The organism is Pseudophaeobacter sp. A-200-2 (assembly GCF_041008815.1).
Classification (GTDB): Bacteria; Pseudomonadota; Alphaproteobacteria; order Rhodobacterales; family Rhodobacteraceae; genus Phycobacter; species Phycobacter gallaeciensis_A.
In genome coordinates this window covers 149,604-163,975 of record NZ_JAXGFU010000007.1, presented here as the reverse complement: position 1 = coordinate 163,975, position 14,372 = coordinate 149,604, and the positions used below count along the sequence as shown (strand labels likewise).

General features: G+C 61.4%; 16 protein-coding genes. 2 read left to right on the top strand and 14 right to left on the bottom strand.

Features of this window, described 5'->3' with window-relative positions; genetic code table 11:
* Nucleotides 1-71 precede the first annotated feature (71 nt).
* The 12 genes from SM766_RS12365 to SM766_RS12310 all read right to left on the bottom strand — a co-directional run bounded on the left by SM766_RS12365 (nt 72) and on the right by SM766_RS12310 (nt 10,745).
* Nucleotides 72-518 (bottom strand): molybdenum cofactor biosynthesis protein MoaE, encoded by a 447-nt coding sequence (locus tag SM766_RS12365; RefSeq protein WP_368947963.1) that lies wholly within the window; start codon nt 516-518, stop codon nt 72-74.
* A 3-nt stretch (nt 519-521) separates the two neighbouring features.
* Nucleotides 522-767, bottom strand: a complete 246-nt coding sequence (gene moaD, locus SM766_RS12360) for a molybdopterin converting factor subunit 1 (protein ID WP_368947962.1) — start codon at nt 765-767, stop codon at nt 522-524.
* A complete protein-coding gene (gene pgsA, locus SM766_RS12355) occupies nt 767-1,438 on the bottom strand; it encodes a CDP-diacylglycerol--glycerol-3-phosphate 3-phosphatidyltransferase (RefSeq protein ID WP_065271245.1) in 672 nt (223 codons plus the stop codon). The genes moaD and pgsA overlap by 1 nt, the downstream gene beginning before the upstream one ends.
* Nucleotides 1,439-1,565: 127 nt before the next feature.
* Nucleotides 1,566-2,177, bottom strand: coding sequence for a DUF922 domain-containing protein (locus SM766_RS12350; protein WP_368947961.1), 612 nt, complete (start codon nt 2,175-2,177; stop codon nt 1,566-1,568).
* Nucleotides 2,178-2,246: 69 nt separating this feature from the next.
* Complete coding sequence (uvrC, locus tag SM766_RS12345; protein ID WP_368947960.1) at nt 2,247-4,127, bottom strand: excinuclease ABC subunit UvrC; 1,881 nt, start codon at nt 4,125-4,127, stop codon at nt 2,247-2,249.
* 303 nt (nt 4,128-4,430) lie between these two features.
* Nucleotides 4,431-5,282 (bottom strand): SDR family oxidoreductase, encoded by an 852-nt coding sequence (locus SM766_RS12340; protein WP_368947959.1) that lies wholly within the window; start codon nt 5,280-5,282, stop codon nt 4,431-4,433.
* Nucleotides 5,254-6,213: a calcium/sodium antiporter gene (locus SM766_RS12335; protein ID WP_274829695.1), complete on the bottom strand. Its 960-nt coding sequence runs from the start codon at nt 6,211-6,213 to the stop codon at nt 5,254-5,256. The genes SM766_RS12340 and SM766_RS12335 overlap by 29 nt, the downstream gene beginning before the upstream one ends.
* Nucleotides 6,214-6,384: 171 nt before the next feature.
* Entirely contained in the window at nt 6,385-7,182 is a 798-nt protein-coding gene (locus tag SM766_RS12330; protein WP_065271249.1) for a S49 family peptidase, read from the bottom strand.
* 162 nt (nt 7,183-7,344) lie between these two features.
* Nucleotides 7,345-8,106: an ABC transporter permease gene (locus tag SM766_RS12325; RefSeq protein WP_065271250.1), complete on the bottom strand. Its 762-nt coding sequence runs from the start codon at nt 8,104-8,106 to the stop codon at nt 7,345-7,347.
* Nucleotides 8,103-9,032: an ABC transporter ATP-binding protein gene (locus SM766_RS12320; RefSeq protein WP_065271251.1), complete on the bottom strand. Its 930-nt coding sequence runs from the start codon at nt 9,030-9,032 to the stop codon at nt 8,103-8,105. Before SM766_RS12320 ends, SM766_RS12325 begins: the two co-directional genes overlap by 4 nt.
* A 139-nt stretch (nt 9,033-9,171) precedes the next feature.
* Nucleotides 9,172-9,702: an SRPBCC family protein gene (locus SM766_RS12315; RefSeq protein WP_368947958.1), complete on the bottom strand. Its 531-nt coding sequence runs from the start codon at nt 9,700-9,702 to the stop codon at nt 9,172-9,174.
* Nucleotides 9,703-9,818: 116 nt separating this feature from the next.
* The gene (locus tag SM766_RS12310; protein ID WP_368947957.1) at nt 9,819-10,745 is read right to left on the bottom strand and encodes an alpha/beta hydrolase; all 927 of its coding nucleotides are present in this window, start codon (nt 10,743-10,745) and stop codon (nt 9,819-9,821) included.
* Nucleotides 10,746-10,889: 144 nt separating this feature from the next.
* Here SM766_RS12310 and SM766_RS12305 point away from each other — a divergent pair, with 144 nt between their 5' ends.
* Together SM766_RS12305 and SM766_RS12300 are read left to right on the top strand one after the other, a co-directional pair.
* Entirely contained in the window at nt 10,890-11,351 is a 462-nt protein-coding gene (locus SM766_RS12305) for a winged helix-turn-helix transcriptional regulator (protein WP_368947956.1), read from the top strand.
* A 109-nt stretch (nt 11,352-11,460) separates the two neighbouring features.
* Nucleotides 11,461-12,135 carry an NAD(P)-dependent oxidoreductase gene (locus SM766_RS12300; RefSeq protein WP_368947955.1) on the top strand — a complete coding sequence of 225 codons (675 nt, stop codon included), beginning with the start codon at nt 11,461-11,463 and terminating at the stop codon, nt 12,133-12,135.
* 60 nt (nt 12,136-12,195) lie between these two features.
* Here the strand turns inward: SM766_RS12300 and SM766_RS12295 are convergent, their stop codons facing one another.
* Both SM766_RS12295 and pobA read right to left on the bottom strand, forming a co-directional pair.
* Nucleotides 12,196-13,071: a crotonase/enoyl-CoA hydratase family protein gene (locus SM766_RS12295; RefSeq protein WP_274834849.1), complete on the bottom strand. Its 876-nt coding sequence runs from the start codon at nt 13,069-13,071 to the stop codon at nt 12,196-12,198.
* A 56-nt stretch (nt 13,072-13,127) separates the two neighbouring features.
* Nucleotides 13,128-14,309, bottom strand: a complete 1,182-nt coding sequence (gene pobA / locus SM766_RS12290; RefSeq protein WP_368947954.1) for a 4-hydroxybenzoate 3-monooxygenase — start codon at nt 14,307-14,309, stop codon at nt 13,128-13,130.
* Between the last annotated feature and the right edge of the window lie 63 nt (nt 14,310-14,372).

Genomic DNA, 14,372 nt, shown 5'->3' with positions numbered 1-14,372 from the left:
CAGCAGAAAGCTCCCCGCCGGGGTCCCCCAGCAGGCCGGATGCAGGCTCTAAATGTCCTTGAAGTGACGGATTACCAGCGCTTCAGCGCGTCTTCATCGGCGTCCTTGGCGGCGACCCATTCGGCCTCGCCATCCCGCAGGACCTCTTTTTTCCAGAATGGGGCGCGGGACTTCAGGTAATCCATCAGGAACTCGGCCGCCTCAAAGGCGTCCTTGCGGTGGCGAGCGGCGGTTGCGACCATCATGATGCGCTCTCCGGGTTCCAGCCGTCCGTAGCGGTGGATTACCAGCGCATCCGCAAGATCCCAGCGCGTCATCGCCTCGGAGGCGATTTTTTCCAGCGCCTTCTGCGTCATGCCGGGATAATGCTCAATCTCCATCGCGGCCATATCGCCGGTGTCTGCATCGCGCACGACGCCAGTGAATGTCACCACAGCCCCGGCCCCGGCCACTGCATCGGCAAAAGCTTCGGTGACCGACCCAAGATCAAAGGGGCCTTCCTGCACCAGAACGCGCATCGCCTAGCCCCCCGTCATCGGCGGGAAAAAGGCTACTTCCCGAACACCGTCAAGCGGGGCATCAAAATCGGAAAGCTCCTGATCCAGCGCCACCCGCAGGGCCGAGATATCGGCAAAGGCCGCCGCATAGCGCGGCTCCCGTGCGCGCAATTCCTCGACCAGATCCGACACGGTTGCCGCCGTCGTTTCAACGCGCTCGCGCGGCAGGCCAATCCGTTCACGCACCCAGGCAAAATACAAGACATCCATCAGCGCGTCTCCTTCAGAAATGGCAGGGCCTTTTTCAGATAGTCGGCCCCGGTGATCAGGGTCAGCGCCGCTGCAATCCACAGCAGCCACAGCCCGATGCGGCCGGTCCAGACCATGCCTTCGAATTTCCATCTGAGGCCGGTTACATCCTCGACCTCCCCTGCAAGGATCTGCCCCAGCAGCTCATCATCCATCCCGAAGGAGGACATCACCAGATAGTGCTCGAACACCCCTTGGCAAAACAGGGTGGCGATGGCCGTCATCTGGGCCGTCGTCTTCCACTTGGCCAGTTTGGTGACCTTGAGCGTGCCAGCCGTATCCCCCAGGTATTCCCGCAGGCCAGAGACGAATACCTCCCGAAACAGGATAACCGTCGCGGGCAGCACCAGCCAAGGCGCCCAATGCTCGGCCGCGTAGCCAACAAGGATCATCAGCGCGATCACCACCATCGCCTTGTCCGCAATCGGATCCAGCATCGCGCCGATCTTGGTCTCCTGCTTCCAGGCACGCGCCAGATAGCCGTCGAACCAATCGGTCACCGCTGCGCCGACAAACAGCAACAGCGCAAACCAATCCGCCAGCGGACGGCTGAAGTAGAGAAACATGATGGCAAGACCGGGTGCAGCCAGCAGCCGCACGATGGTCAGGATATTGGGCAAGGTCCACGTCATGGACGCACATTATCCGGCTGTTTCACAAGTGGAAAGCAGGCTTAATCAAATTTTGACGTGGTCCGGCAAAGACCGGCCGCGACCAATTGTGTCGCTGCAGATCCGCTGCGCCGGGAATGTGGTCCGATCACCCAACCGAGGTATCCAAAAGTGCGCCCTTCTTTTCACCGTGATGACTGGAATGATCGAACTTCCGGTGCACCTCGTTCAGGCGATTGCGGTCGTCAAAGATGTGGATGTTGATGACCCGCATCAGGTCTTCCTGAGCAAGCTTGAGGGCTTCCGCCTCGGTTTCGGCCAGCCCGGTGCCTTTGAGCTTGTCCAGTTCCTTGGCGATTTTCTCGCATTCCTTCTTGGCCTTGATCAGATGTTCCCCCTCATGCGCGAGGCAACAGGCATAAAAACGGTACCATTCGATCAGTGCCCGCGGTGACAGGCCGCTGACCGAGCGTTTCGGACATCGCACCGTGGTGTGCAGGATCAGCTTCAGCGTAGAAACCTTGGTCGTGACCTCGAACCAGCCGGTCTTCTTGTCGACCTTTGCCTTGCCATCCGCCACGTATTTGCCCTTGGCGGTGAGGCACTCCAGCTCCGTGGTGGTAAGAAAGGTGACCTTCTTGTTGTCGTTCGGGTCCTTGGGCCCCTTGCTCTTGATGCTTTTAGCAATGTCCGGCAGCGTCTTTCCGGACACAGAATAGGTGTCGTAGGCGACGGGCTTTACGGTCAGGGAAACAGCCATGGCTCCTCCGGGCGGCTAGGGACGCGCGCCCAGAATAGCATGTTTCCCCCCTACCCCAAAATCAGACGCCTAGCCTTGCGCGTGGAAGTGGTCGTAGATCCGCTCTGCCAGCGCCTCGGAAATGCCGTCCACCGCCTTGAGGTCAGCCAGATTGGCGCGGCTCACCGCCTTGGCGCTGCCGAAATGGGCTAGCAGTGCACGTTTCCGGCTGGCGCCGACACCAGCCACTTCATCCAGCGGTGTCGCCCCCATCGCCTTGGCCCGTTTGGCCCGATGGGTGCCGATGGCAAATCTGTGCGCCTCGTCCCGCAGACGCTGAATGAAATAAAGCACCGGATCGTTGCGCTGCAGGGCAAAGGCATTCTCGCCCAGCCGGTGGAACTCTTCCTTGCCGTGGTCGCGATCCACCCCCTTGGCGACGCCGACCATGGGAATATCCTGCACGCCGTGTTCTGCCATGATCTCCGCCACCGCCGACACCTGCCCGGCGCCGCCGTCGATCAGCAGAAGATCCGGCCACAGCCCCTTTTCCCGGTCGGGATCCTCTTTAAGCAAGCGAGAGAACCGGCGGTTCAGCACTTCTTTCATCATGCCAAAGTCATCACCCGGCACCAGGTCATCGCCCTTGATGTTGAACTTGCGATAGGCATTCTTCATCAGCCCCTCGGGGCCCGCGACGATCATGCCACCGACCGCATTGGTGCCTTGGATATGCGAGTTGTCGTAGACCTCTATCCGATTTGGCGGACCGTCTAGGCCGAAGGCCTCCGCCAGCCCCTTCAGCAGCTTGGCCTGCGTCGCGCTTTCAGCCATGCGGCGGGCCAGGCTTTCGCGGGCATTGCGCACGGCACCAGCGACCAGTTCAGTCTTTTCACCGCGTTGCGGGACCATCACCTCGACCCGGCGCCCAGCCTTCTCGCTCAGCGCCTGTTCCATCAGATCGCCATTCTCGATATCATCAGACAGGATCAACTGCCGCGGCGGTTCCTTGTTGCTGTAGAACTGGCCAAGGAAGGCCTCCATCACCTCGGCGGGGCTGTTGTCGGCATCGACGCGGGGATAGAAATCCTGATTGCCCCAGTTCTGGTTCGCCCGGATGAAGAAGACCTGAACGCAGGCCTGCCCCCCCTCCATGTGCAGACCGATGACATCCGCCTCGGCCACACCGCGCGGATTGATGCCCTGCGCCGTTTGCACCTGTGTCAGCGCCTTGATCCGGTCGCGCAAGGCGGCCGCGCGCTCGAACTCCATCGCTTCGGAGGCCGCCATCATCTGTTCCGCCAGTTCCTCCTGGATCTTGGTGGAGCGCCCGGATAGGAACCGTTCGGCATCGCGGACGCTGGCGGCATAGTCCTCGGCGCTGATTTCCCCGGTGCATGGGGCCGAGCAGCGCTTGATCTGATATTGCAGACAGGGGCGCGTGCGGCTCTCGAACATTGCGTCCGAGCAGTTGCGCAGCAGGAACGCCTTTTGCAGCTGGTTCAGCGTTCGGTTCACCGCGCCTGCGCTGGCAAAGGGTCCGAAATAGCTGCCCTTTTCCTTGCGGGCGCCCCGATGCTTCTTGATCTGCGGATAGGCGTGATCTTTGGACACCAAGATATTGGGAAAGCTTTTGTCATCGCGCAGCAGCACGTTGTACTTCGGCTTCAGCTGCTTGATCAGATTCTGCTCCAGCAGCAGCGCCTCGGTTTCCGTCCGCGTGGTCAGGAACATCATCGAGGTAGTCAGCGCGATCATCCGTTCGATCCGCGGGCTGTTGCCCGGCCGGGTGTAATTCGACACCCGCGCCTTCAGATTGCGCGCCTTGCCCACATAAAGAACCCGGCTGTCGGCATCGAGCATGCGATAAACGCCGGGCGAGGAATCCAGCGTTTTCACATAGTCCTGAATGACGGCATAACCGCTGCGCGGCGGTTCCGCGGGCGATGCGTCTGAAGTCTGATCAATCATGTCCTGACACATATGATTCTACGCATGTCGCTGCAATGTTTCCCAGCCTGTTTCAAGAGCGGACAAATCCACCACTCCTGTGGATAAGTGTGAAGATATCTTCGGGCTATCCAGCGTTTTCCCTTGTTTTCGACCGGTTTTGGATGAATGCCTAAAATTTAGGCGGATATATAAGATCTTGATTTCGTTTTGAAAATTTTCCAACGCCTGACAAGGTTTTGAAAACAAAGACACTTTTGTAACGGGTTTGTGATCATCGCGCTGGTGGTGCAAAACTTTTCGCAAAGACCGGTCCGGCAGGGGCTATTCAAGCCCGACAACGTCCGGCGTTTCCCAGGCCAGATGCTGCCCGCCATCGACACAGATCAGCTGTCCGGTAACCGCGGGCGCCTCCAGAAGATAGCCTAGTGCGGCCGTGATATCGCCCAGATTGGCGCCCCGCTGCAGCACGGTTCTGGCCCGCTGATCGTTGAACTGCTGCGGGCTCTGGCGCGGTCCCTGTAGGGTTGGCCCCGGCCCGATGGCATTGACCCGGATCCGGGGTGCCAGCCCCTGTGCCGCCGTCTGTGTCAGCGTCCAGAGGGCGGATTTTGCCAACGTGTAGCTGCTGAACTCAGGCGTCAGCCGCCGTACCCGCTGATCGGTCATGTTGACCACCAGCCCCCAGGCCTGCGGCTCATTGCTCTCATCAAACGGCTGCTCGACCTCTTGTGCGGCCATCGCTTGCATCAGCACGAAGGGAGCACGCAGGTTGCTGCCGAAATGCCGGTCCCAGCTTTCCCGCGTCGCGGTTTCAACACTGTCGTGCTCGAAGATGGAGGCGTTGTTCACAAGGCAGGTGATCGGACCGCCCAATGCCTTGGCAGCCGCAGGCAGTAGTTCTACGGCTTCAGCCTCACACAGAAGATCAGCCTGCACCAGTTCAGCGCGCCGCCCCAAGCCCCGTATCGCATCGGCAGTGGTATTCGCCTCAGCCTCAGAGGTCGCGTAATGGACGGCAACGTCGAACCCCTGCCGGGCCAGTTTCAGGGCCATCGCCTGCCCCAGACGTTTGCCCGCTCCTGTCACCAAAGCCCGCATGGATGCCTCCCTGATTGCCTGCCTGATTGCCTGCCTGCTTCTGTGGTCAGAGCAGGACCCACAGATAGAGCACATAAAGCCCGGTCAAGAGACCACCCCACCGGCGCGTGATGTCCATCTTGAAAAAGACAAAAGGAAAGATAAGCAGCGAGGCCGCCAGCATCACCCAAAGGTCAAAGCGCAGGAATTCGGGATCGACCGAGATCGGCCCGACAAAGGTTGCCACACCGATGATGGCCAGCAGGTTGAACATGTTGGAGCCGATGACATTGCCCAGCGCGACATCCGCCTGCCGCCGCAGCGCCGCCATGACCGTGGTGGCCAGTTCCGGCAGGGAGGTTCCGATCGCCACCAACGTCAGACCAATAACGGTTTCGCTGATGCCATACATCCGCGCGATGATCGTGGCATTGTCTACCAGCAAATCCGCGCCCAGTGGCAGGCCGACCAACCCCAGAACGAGATAGACACCAATGCGCCAGAACGGCATGTCGGGGTCGGCTTCCTCGATCTCTTCCAGATCATCCGCTGCCTCCGCGTTCCCATTCCGGTTGCGCCGGTGTGCCCGTGCCTCGCGGAATGCGCCGCCCAGTACAATCGCCAGCGCCGCCAGCAGGATCAGCCCCGACCACAGGGTGAACACCCCGACGAAAGCCAACGCGATGAACAGCACCGAGGCGATGAGCATGTAAACATAGTTTTTCTGCGTCGCGCATTTGCTGGTATCCAGCCGCATCAGGATCGCAGGCACGCCCAGAACCAGAAGGATATTGGCTGTATTGGATCCTACGACGTTGCCCATCGCAATGCCGTCGGCACCTTCCATAACCGCGCTGATGGCAATCAGAAGTTCCGGCGCCGAGGTACCAAAGGCCACGATGGTCAGACTGACGATCAGGGCCGGAACGCCAAGGCGCAGCGACAGGTTCACCGCCCCGCGCACCAATGCGTCCCCGGCCAGCAGCAGGATCACCAGGCCCAGTCCACAATACAACCAAGGCATCATCGCCGTGGTCCTCCTTTTCCGCAGGCGCAGGGCCCTTTGCCAATCCTAAAGCGTCCGCAGGACGGGCAACGCGCAGATTTCAGCTGCTTGTGCCCGGGCAGCCGGAGCTTTCCGAACATGGCCATAACCGCCATAACAACCAGGAAAATGGAAACGATTTTGAGCAGCACGTCAGAGGCCAAACCGCGCGAATTCCGCGCGTTCCTCAAGGCCACCCAGGGCATCCTGTGCCATCTGCATGCCAAACCGGCTCAGAAACGGGCGTTTCATGCCATAACGGCGGATCCGCACCTTGTCGCCGTAGCGCTGCTTCAGTTTCGGCAGCAGATGCGCGATCCCGTCGATCAGCCCCAGTTCGGTTGCCCGCCGGGCCAGCCAGACCTCGCCGGTGAACAGCGGCTCATCCTTGCTCAGCGCATCGCCGCGACGGCTGGTCACGTGATGGATGAAATTGGTGTGAATATCGTTCAACAGTCTTTTCAGGCGCGCCACGTCTTCGGGGTTTTCAGGACGGAACGGATCCAGCATCGATTTGCTTTCGCCTGCCGTGTAGACCCGGCGCTCCACGCCCTGACGGGCCAGCAGCACATGGGCGCCAAAGCCCGCGGAAATCACGCCGATCGAGCCAACAACAGAGCTGTCATCTGCCCAGATTTCATCGGCCGCGGCCGCCAGCCAATAGCCGCCCGAGGCCGCCACATCCTCGACAAAGGCGATCACGGGGATCTCTTTTTCCTCGGCCAGACGCCGGATGCGCGCGCCGATCAGCGAACTTTGCACCGGTGAGCCGCCCGGAGAATTGATCTCCAGCGCCACGGCGGCGGGCTTGCCCTTGCTAAAGGCGCGCTCCAGCACAGGGGCCAACGCCGCATCGCTCAGGCTGCCGCGTCCCGGCATTCCGATCGCGCCGGACAGGCGGACCACAGAGACAAGAGGCGGCTTTTTGACAAAGGGTATGCGCAGGATCATGGCGCCGATGTAGAATGCCCCCCGCCCCGAAACAAGGTCCCCGGGGCAGGGAAACGACCGCAAAGGGAAAAAGCACCTGTGCGCAGGCAATTTTGCAACGCACCACCCCGGGCAAACGTCCGAATGTTGCGGCCCGCCTGCCAGCGCTGTATCGCCCAGCGATCAGGACCGGATGCGCCAGCCGGTTTTGAAAATCCACCAGATCACCGCAAGGCACAGGCAGGTAAAACCGCCGATGGCCAAGAGGCTGGTCCCCACCGGAACATCTGCGGTGCCAAAGAAGGACCAGCGGAAGCCCGAGATCAGATAGACCACCGGATTGAACATGGTGATTTTCTGCCAGATCGGCGGCAACATCGAGATCGAGTAGAAAGACCCGCCCAGGAACACCAGCGGAGTCACGATCAGCAACGGCACAAGTTGCAGCTGTTCAAAGTTTTTCGCCCAGATCCCGATGATAAAGCCCAACAGCGCAAAGCTGAGGCACGTCAGCAGCAGGAACAGCACCATGGCAAAAGGATGCGCGATGGACAGATCCACGAACAGCGAGGCCGTGCACAGGATCACCACCCCAATGAACAGCGCCTTGGTCGCGGCCGCCCCGACATAGCCGAGGACAATCTCAAGGAAATTGATCGGCGCCGACAACAGCTCGTAAACCGTGCCGATGAATTTGGGGAAGTAGATCCCAAAGGAGGCGTTCGAAATGCTCTGCGTGATCACGCTCAGCATGATCAGCCCCGGCACGATGAAGGCGCCATAGGCGATGCCCTCGACCTCGTCGATGCGGCTGCCAATGGCGGCGCCAAAGACCACGAAATAAAGCGAGGTCGACAGGACCGGCGACAGGAAGCTTTGCATCAGCGTGCGAAAGAAACGCGCCATTTCAAAGCGATATATTGATGCAACCGCCGTCCAGTTCATGACTCTTCTCCCGCGACAAGACCGACAAAGATATCTTCAAGGCTGGATTGGCGTGTCACCACATCTGACAGCACCAGCCCGGCCGCAGCCACATCGTTGAGCAGCGCGGTGATGCCGGTCCGCTCACCCCTTGTGTCGTAGCTGTAGATGAGTGACCGCCCGTCCGCGCCCAGTTCCAGCCCATGTGCTGCCAACGCCTCGGGCACTTCAGTGATCGGCGATGTCAGCTGCACTTCCAGCTGCTTGCGGCCCATCTGCGCCATCAGATCAGCCTTCTCCTGCACCAGCAGGATCTGCCCCTTGGTGATCACCCCGATCCGGTCGGCAATGGCTTCGGCCTCTTCGATGTAATGGGTGGTCAGGATAATGGTGACGCCATCGGCCTTCAGCTCGCGCACCACCTCCCACATGTCCTTGCGCAGTTCCACATCGACACCGGCGGTGGGCTCATCCAGGAACAGCACGCGCGGCTCGTGGCTTAGCGCCTTGGCGATCAGCACCCGGCGTTTCATGCCGCCGGACAATTCCTTGATCTGGCTCTTGCGCTTGTCCCAGAGGGACAGCTTCTTCAGGATCTCCTCAAGCAGCGCATCATTCTTGGGCTTGCCGAACAGGCCGCGTGAAAACCGCACCGCGTTCCAGACCGTTTCAAACGGTTCCAGATTAATTTCCTGCGGCACCAGCCCGATCAACCGCCGCGCCGCGCGGAATTCCTGCAGGATATCATGCCCGGCGACGGTGACGCTGCCTGACGTGGGCGTGGTGATACCGCAGACGGTTGAAATCAAGGTTGTCTTGCCCGCGCCATTCGGCCCGAGCAAGGCAAGGATTTCGCCCTCTTCAATCTCCAGAGAGGCCCCTTTCAGCGCCTCGAACCCACCTTCGTAGGTCTTGCGCAGATCGCGTATAGACAGGATCGCTGACATGGCCTCTCCCCATATTTTCGTTGAGCGCAGGCTATCCAGCCACTGATCCAGCCACCAGTGGTCAGGCGCGCAGTTGCATGTGCGCCAGCGCAGAGAGAAAGGCTACGGCTGCTACGGTCGGGCGCCGATCAGCCGCCCCTTAACCGCCCGTCATTTTCTTGAACCAGCCTTTTTTGCCTTCACCCTCTTCGCCGCCATCCTCGGCGCCGTCTTCCCCAGCGTTTTCCGCTTCGGGCGCCAGATGGGTCTGCAGGTTGACGAAGAACTGATCAGCCATCTTCTTGGCAAAGCCGTCGATGATCCGGTTGCCCAGCTGCGCCAGCTTGCCGCCGACCTTGGCCTCGACCTCATAGCTCAGCATGGTGCCGCCATCAGAGGGTTCCAGGCTCACCTTTGCGCCGCCCTTGGCAAATCCGGCCGCGCCGCCCTTGCCTTCACCGGCGATGGTCAGCTTTTCGCCCGGAACCAGATCCGACAAGGTCACCTGCCCCTTAAAGGTCGCCTTGACCGGCCCGATCTTCTGGGTAACCGAAGCCTCGAAGCCTTCCTCCGGGGAGCCGGTTACCTCGGTGGCGCCAGGCACGCAGGCTTTCAGCACCTCCGGGTTCAGCAGCGCGGCGTAGACCTCGGTCGGCGGGGCGGCAATTTCCTTCTGATCACTCATCTGCATGGCGGGTCCTCCGTTATGGCCGGGTGTCGGCAGTCTCTTATCCCTTACAGACCTAGCCGCCACCCTGCCGTCTGCCAAGACGGAAGCGTCACGCGGGTGCAAAGGGCACCCCCTGATCACTCCTCTTCGACCGACGCGACCTCAGGTGTCAGATGGTCGACAACCCGGGCGATTACACTGTCATCCCGCAGGATCTTGCCGTGTCCCAGCCCTGCGGTCACATGCAACCGCGCCCCCGGCCAGCTGTCCGCCAAGGCACGCCCTTCCGAGGCCGGCACCACACGGTCCGCATTGTCATGCACGATCAGGGACGGTTGCGCCAACCCACGGGCAAGATCAGTGCCGCGCAGCGCATCGAATGGAAGACCATAGCGTTTTTCCAGCAGGGTCTGCGCGCCTTTTGCCACCTTCGGCCCAAAGCCCAAAAGCCGAGCGACCTTACCCAGATAGGCCGCCAGATCCGTCGGCGGCGCCAATAGCGCAACCCGTCGCACCCGGAGTCCCCGCGACAGTGCAGCCACCGTGGCTGCCGCGCCATTGGAGTGGGCGATAATCCCGGTCAACGGCCCCAGATGCGCCGCGACCTCCTCGGTTACCCACAGCATTTCCGGCAACGAACTGCGACGCCCCGGAGCTGCCCCGTGGCCCGGCGCGTCAAAGGCCACGACCCGGAACCCGGCCTTGACCAGTGGCGCCGCGAAACCGCCGAGCTGCCCGGCCCGGCCCGACATGCCATGTACCAACAGGATGGTCGGCAGAGGCGCCTCATCCAGGACACCATGGCCACGTGGCGTCGCGCGCCATTCATAAAGTGGAATCTCGACACCCGATTTCATCCGCAGGGGCCGCGCCGCCGCTGCCAGCAGCCAGTCCCGCTCCCATTTCGGCAACTTTTGCCGTCTTGGCCGGGTAAACAGCGTCGCCAGCACGAAAGAGGCCGCCGCCGGAGAAATAGCCTCCAACATGCCCGATGCCCGCTGGAGCATCGCCAGTGCGGGCGGTGGGCGGCGTTTGAGCGTTGCATTCGATGTGACACTGACCATGGCTGGTCCTCCTGATGTCGGGGCGCGGCGGCTGCAGCCCGGGATTTCGCGGGGTCTGCATGGTTGCCACAATAGTTAGTTCCTATTTGGAACCCATTATCGGTTCCATTTGAGAACCTTGTCAATCCATGCTAGAACTGCCTCATGAAATGGCATGACATGAAAGAGGCCGCCTGCCCGGTGGCGCGGGCGATGGGGGTGGTGGGCGACCGCTGGACCCTTTTGATTTTGCGGGAATGTTTCCTGGGTGTGCGCCGGTTCGACGACTTCCAGAAAAGCCTCGGGATCACCCGGCATCTGCTCGCCGAACGGCTGAAACGGCTTGAGGCGATGGGCCTGCTGGAGCGCCGCCCCTATCAGGAACGCCCCCTGCGTCACGAATACCGACTAACCGAATCGGGCAAGGCCTTTGCCCCGGTAATGCTCGCCTTGCAGGACTGGGCGCGCAGCAATCTTCCCAGCGAGGCCCCCTCTCCCCTCTCCTTTGTCCTCCGGGACGGCGGCGAGGAGATCGATCCGGTAGTGACCGACCGACACACCGGACAGGAGTTGAACCACCGGACGGTTCTGATGCGCTACCGAGACCCGGCCAAGCCAAGCAACTGATACTCTGAACAGCACCTGTGCAAAAAGAGCGGACTGCTTTGGGCGACACTTATCTTGACGTCGAGATTTCCACAAAGTATCTCGACGGCGAGGCAAAAGGAGTTCACTTATGAAAATCATTCTTTTCGGCGCCACCGGCGATGTCGGAAGCGCCACCCTGCGCGAAGCCGTGAGCCGCGGCCACCACATCACAGCCGTAGCGCGGGATACCAGTCGGCTCGGCCCCCTACCCTCCGGCGTAGACGCCCTGTCGCTCGACCTTCTCGGCAAACCCGACGCGGCAGCGGATGCCGCAGCCGGACATGACCTGGTGATCAGCGCCCTGCGCCCCGCTGCAGGGCACGAGGGAGACCTGGTTCCCCTCACCCGCGCCGCGCTGAACGTCGCTGCATCAGCGGGGATCCCCGCGCTGATCACTGGCGGCGCGGCGCTGCTGAAACTGGCAGATGGCAGCGGCCACACGGTTCTGAGCGCCCCCGATTTCCTGCCGGACGCGGTGCGCCCCATCGCGCAGGCCTGCGCCGATCAGGATGCCCTTCTGGAACAGGAAACCTCTGCCACCTGGACCTGCCTGCGCCCGCCCGCGATGCTGTTGCCGGGGCCACGAACCGGCCACTATGAATTTGGCACCGATACGCTGGTCACCGACGCAGAGGGCCAGTCGCAGATCACCTATGCGGATTTCGCGGTGGCGATGCTGGATCTTGCCGAAGCGCCTCAAATCGCCCGTCGCCGCCTGACGGCGGCCTGGACGGCGCCCGCACCGGCCATGCAGCCCGGCTGACGCCAAACCACACCCTATTGCGCCGCCGCGCCGTGCCCCCCAGGGCATGGCGCCCGGCCGTTACCGGTTGCCCTTCGGGATTTCCTCCTGCCGGGTCCAGTCGTATGTGCCTTCGTCGCGTTCCCGGACCGCCTGCTTCCAACCCTTTTCCTCAGAACGTTCCTTGAAGGCGATGCCTTCTGGCGAATGGCGGGTGATGCCGTCGAATACCGTCGCCAGCCGCTGGGTCTGCATCAAACCGGTCTGCTCGATCGCCTGGTTGATCACCATTTTCTGCATGGCCAGTTGGTTGATCGGAACCGTGGCCATGCGGGCCGCCATCTCCTCTACCGCATCGTCCAGCTGCTCTGCTGGCACCGCCTTGAGGACCAGCCCCATATCGGCTGCCTCGCGCCCCGAAATCTTGTCACCGGTGAACAGCATCCTCTTGGCCCGCTCGGCGCCAAGTCGATAGACCCACATGGCCGTGGTCGGGCAGCCCCAGACGCGGGCGGGCATGTATCCGATCTGCGCATCCTCGGCCATGATCGTCATATCCGCGCACAGCGCGATATCCGATCCGCCCGCCACCGCAAAACCGTGCACCTTGCAGACCACAGGCTTCACCGCACGCCACATCGACATGAAATGCTGGGTGTTTTCCCACATGAACCGATAGTCCTTGATGGGATCCCATGGCATCGGCTGGGTGGCCTCCCCCGACCCGTTGCCCTCAGCATAAAAGGTCAGATCATAGCCAGCGCAAAACGCCTCTCCGGCGCCGGAGAGCACCATCACATGCACGCCCGGATCCGCATCTGCGCGCGCGACGGCCGCCGCAAGATCCCGCGGCATCTGGTCGTCGATGGCGTTCATGGTCTCCGGCCGGTTCAGAGTGATGCGCGCGATCCGGCCGTCTTTTTCATAGGCAACTGTCGTCATTTTTTCCTCCCTCATTTCCCGAGGGAGGAAAGCACGCCCGGAGGCTAAGACCTAGCCGTGCGAACGCGACGTCAGTAGGGCAGACCCACATAATTTTCGGCGAGCGAAGCCTGCGCCGCATCCGAAGAGAACAGGTAATCGAGATCGGTACACTGCAGGCGCTGATCCACTTCCTGCGCATCCGGGAAGAGATGCAACAGGTTGGTCATCCACCAGCTGAACCGTTCTGCCTTCCAGACCCGGGCCAATGCCTTTTCGGAGTAGCCATCCAGCCCGGCGCTGTCGCCATTGAGGTAGTGATCCATAAAGCCATGGTAGAGATAGTAGATATCCGACGCCGCCGAATTCAGCCCCTTGGCCCCGGTGGGCGGCACGATATGCGCCGCATCCCCGGCCAGGAACAGATTGCCATAGCGCATCGGCTCGGCCACGAAACTGCGCAGCGGCGCGATGGATTTCTCGATCGACGGGCCGGTTTCCAGACCAGCGGCCACATCCTCAGGCAGGCGGCTCTTCAGCTCTGCCCAGAAAGCATCATCCGACCAGTCCTCGGGCTTATCCGTCAGCGGCACCTGAATGTAATAGCGGCTCAGCACCTGACTCCGCATCGAGCAAAGCGCAAAGCCGCGCTCGTGACGGGCATAGATCAGCTCGGGCGAGACGGGCTTGGTTTCCGACAGAATGCCCAGCCAGCCAAAGGGATAGACCTTTTCGTATTCCTTCAGCACATCGCCGGGAATAGATTTGCGGCTGACCCCGTGGAACCCGTCGGCGCCGACGATGAAATCGCAGTCAATCCGGTGCTCGGATCCGTCTTTTTCGTAGGTGACATAGGGGCTATCGGACTTCAGATCATGCGGCTGCACATTGGCGGCCTCGTGAATGACGACCCCGTCCATGGCATCGCGGGCGGCGTATAGATCGCGCGTCACCTCGGTCTGGCCATAGACCATGACCGTGGCGCCATCTGCGTATTTTTCCAGATCGATACGGTCGTTGCGCCCCTGATGGGCGATATAGAAACCTTCGTGCACCTCGCCTTCGGCATCCATGCGCTCTCCGCAGCCTGCCTCGCGCATCAGATTGACGAAACCATGCTCCAGCACACCCGCCCGGATCCGGCCCAACACATAGCCGCGGGATTGCCGTTCCAGTACGATGCTATCGATCCCCTTGCGGTGCAACAGCTGCGACAACAGCAGGCCCGAAGGACCGCCTCCGATGATTGCGACTTGGGTTTTCTGCACGGTCATAAGCGCGTCTCCGTTTCATGGTGACGGGCAATATGACGCGGGGTCCGGGTTTTGCGAATGGAC

What these genes read in the sequence shown, in the direction of transcription:
- SM766_RS12305 (WP_368947956.1), top strand. Translation starts at nt 10,890, where the DNA reads ATGAAATGGCATGACATGAAAGAGGCCGCCTGCCCGGTGGCGCGGGCG.
- SM766_RS12295 (WP_274834849.1), bottom strand. Translation starts at nt 13,071, where the DNA reads ATGAGGGAGGAAAAAATGACGACAGTTGCCTATGAAAAAGACGGCCGG.
- SM766_RS12315 (WP_368947958.1), bottom strand. Translation starts at nt 9,702, where the DNA reads ATGCAGATGAGTGATCAGAAGGAAATTGCCGCCCCGCCGACCGAGGTC.
- SM766_RS12365 (WP_368947963.1), bottom strand. Translation starts at nt 518, where the DNA reads ATGCGCGTTCTGGTGCAGGAAGGCCCCTTTGATCTTGGGTCGGTCACC.
- SM766_RS12300 (WP_368947955.1), top strand. Translation starts at nt 11,461, where the DNA reads ATGAAAATCATTCTTTTCGGCGCCACCGGCGATGTCGGAAGCGCCACC.
- SM766_RS12340 (WP_368947959.1), bottom strand. Translation starts at nt 5,282, where the DNA reads ATGTGCTCTATCTGTGGGTCCTGCTCTGACCACAGAAGCAGGCAGGCA.
- SM766_RS12310 (WP_368947957.1), bottom strand. Translation starts at nt 10,745, where the DNA reads ATGGTCAGTGTCACATCGAATGCAACGCTCAAACGCCGCCCACCGCCC.
- pobA (WP_368947954.1), bottom strand. Translation starts at nt 14,309, where the DNA reads ATGACCGTGCAGAAAACCCAAGTCGCAATCATCGGAGGCGGTCCTTCG.
- SM766_RS12330 (WP_065271249.1), bottom strand. Translation starts at nt 7,182, where the DNA reads ATGATCCTGCGCATACCCTTTGTCAAAAAGCCGCCTCTTGTCTCTGTG.
- SM766_RS12325 (WP_065271250.1), bottom strand. Translation starts at nt 8,106, where the DNA reads ATGAACTGGACGGCGGTTGCATCAATATATCGCTTTGAAATGGCGCGT.
- uvrC (WP_368947960.1), bottom strand. Translation starts at nt 4,127, where the DNA reads ATGATTGATCAGACTTCAGACGCATCGCCCGCGGAACCGCCGCGCAGC.
- SM766_RS12335 (WP_274829695.1), bottom strand. Translation starts at nt 6,213, where the DNA reads ATGATGCCTTGGTTGTATTGTGGACTGGGCCTGGTGATCCTGCTGCTG.
- SM766_RS12320 (WP_065271251.1), bottom strand. Translation starts at nt 9,032, where the DNA reads ATGTCAGCGATCCTGTCTATACGCGATCTGCGCAAGACCTACGAAGGT.
- moaD (WP_368947962.1), bottom strand. Translation starts at nt 767, where the DNA reads ATGGATGTCTTGTATTTTGCCTGGGTGCGTGAACGGATTGGCCTGCCG.
- pgsA (WP_065271245.1), bottom strand. Translation starts at nt 1,438, where the DNA reads ATGACGTGGACCTTGCCCAATATCCTGACCATCGTGCGGCTGCTGGCT.
- SM766_RS12350 (WP_368947961.1), bottom strand. Translation starts at nt 2,177, where the DNA reads ATGGCTGTTTCCCTGACCGTAAAGCCCGTCGCCTACGACACCTATTCT.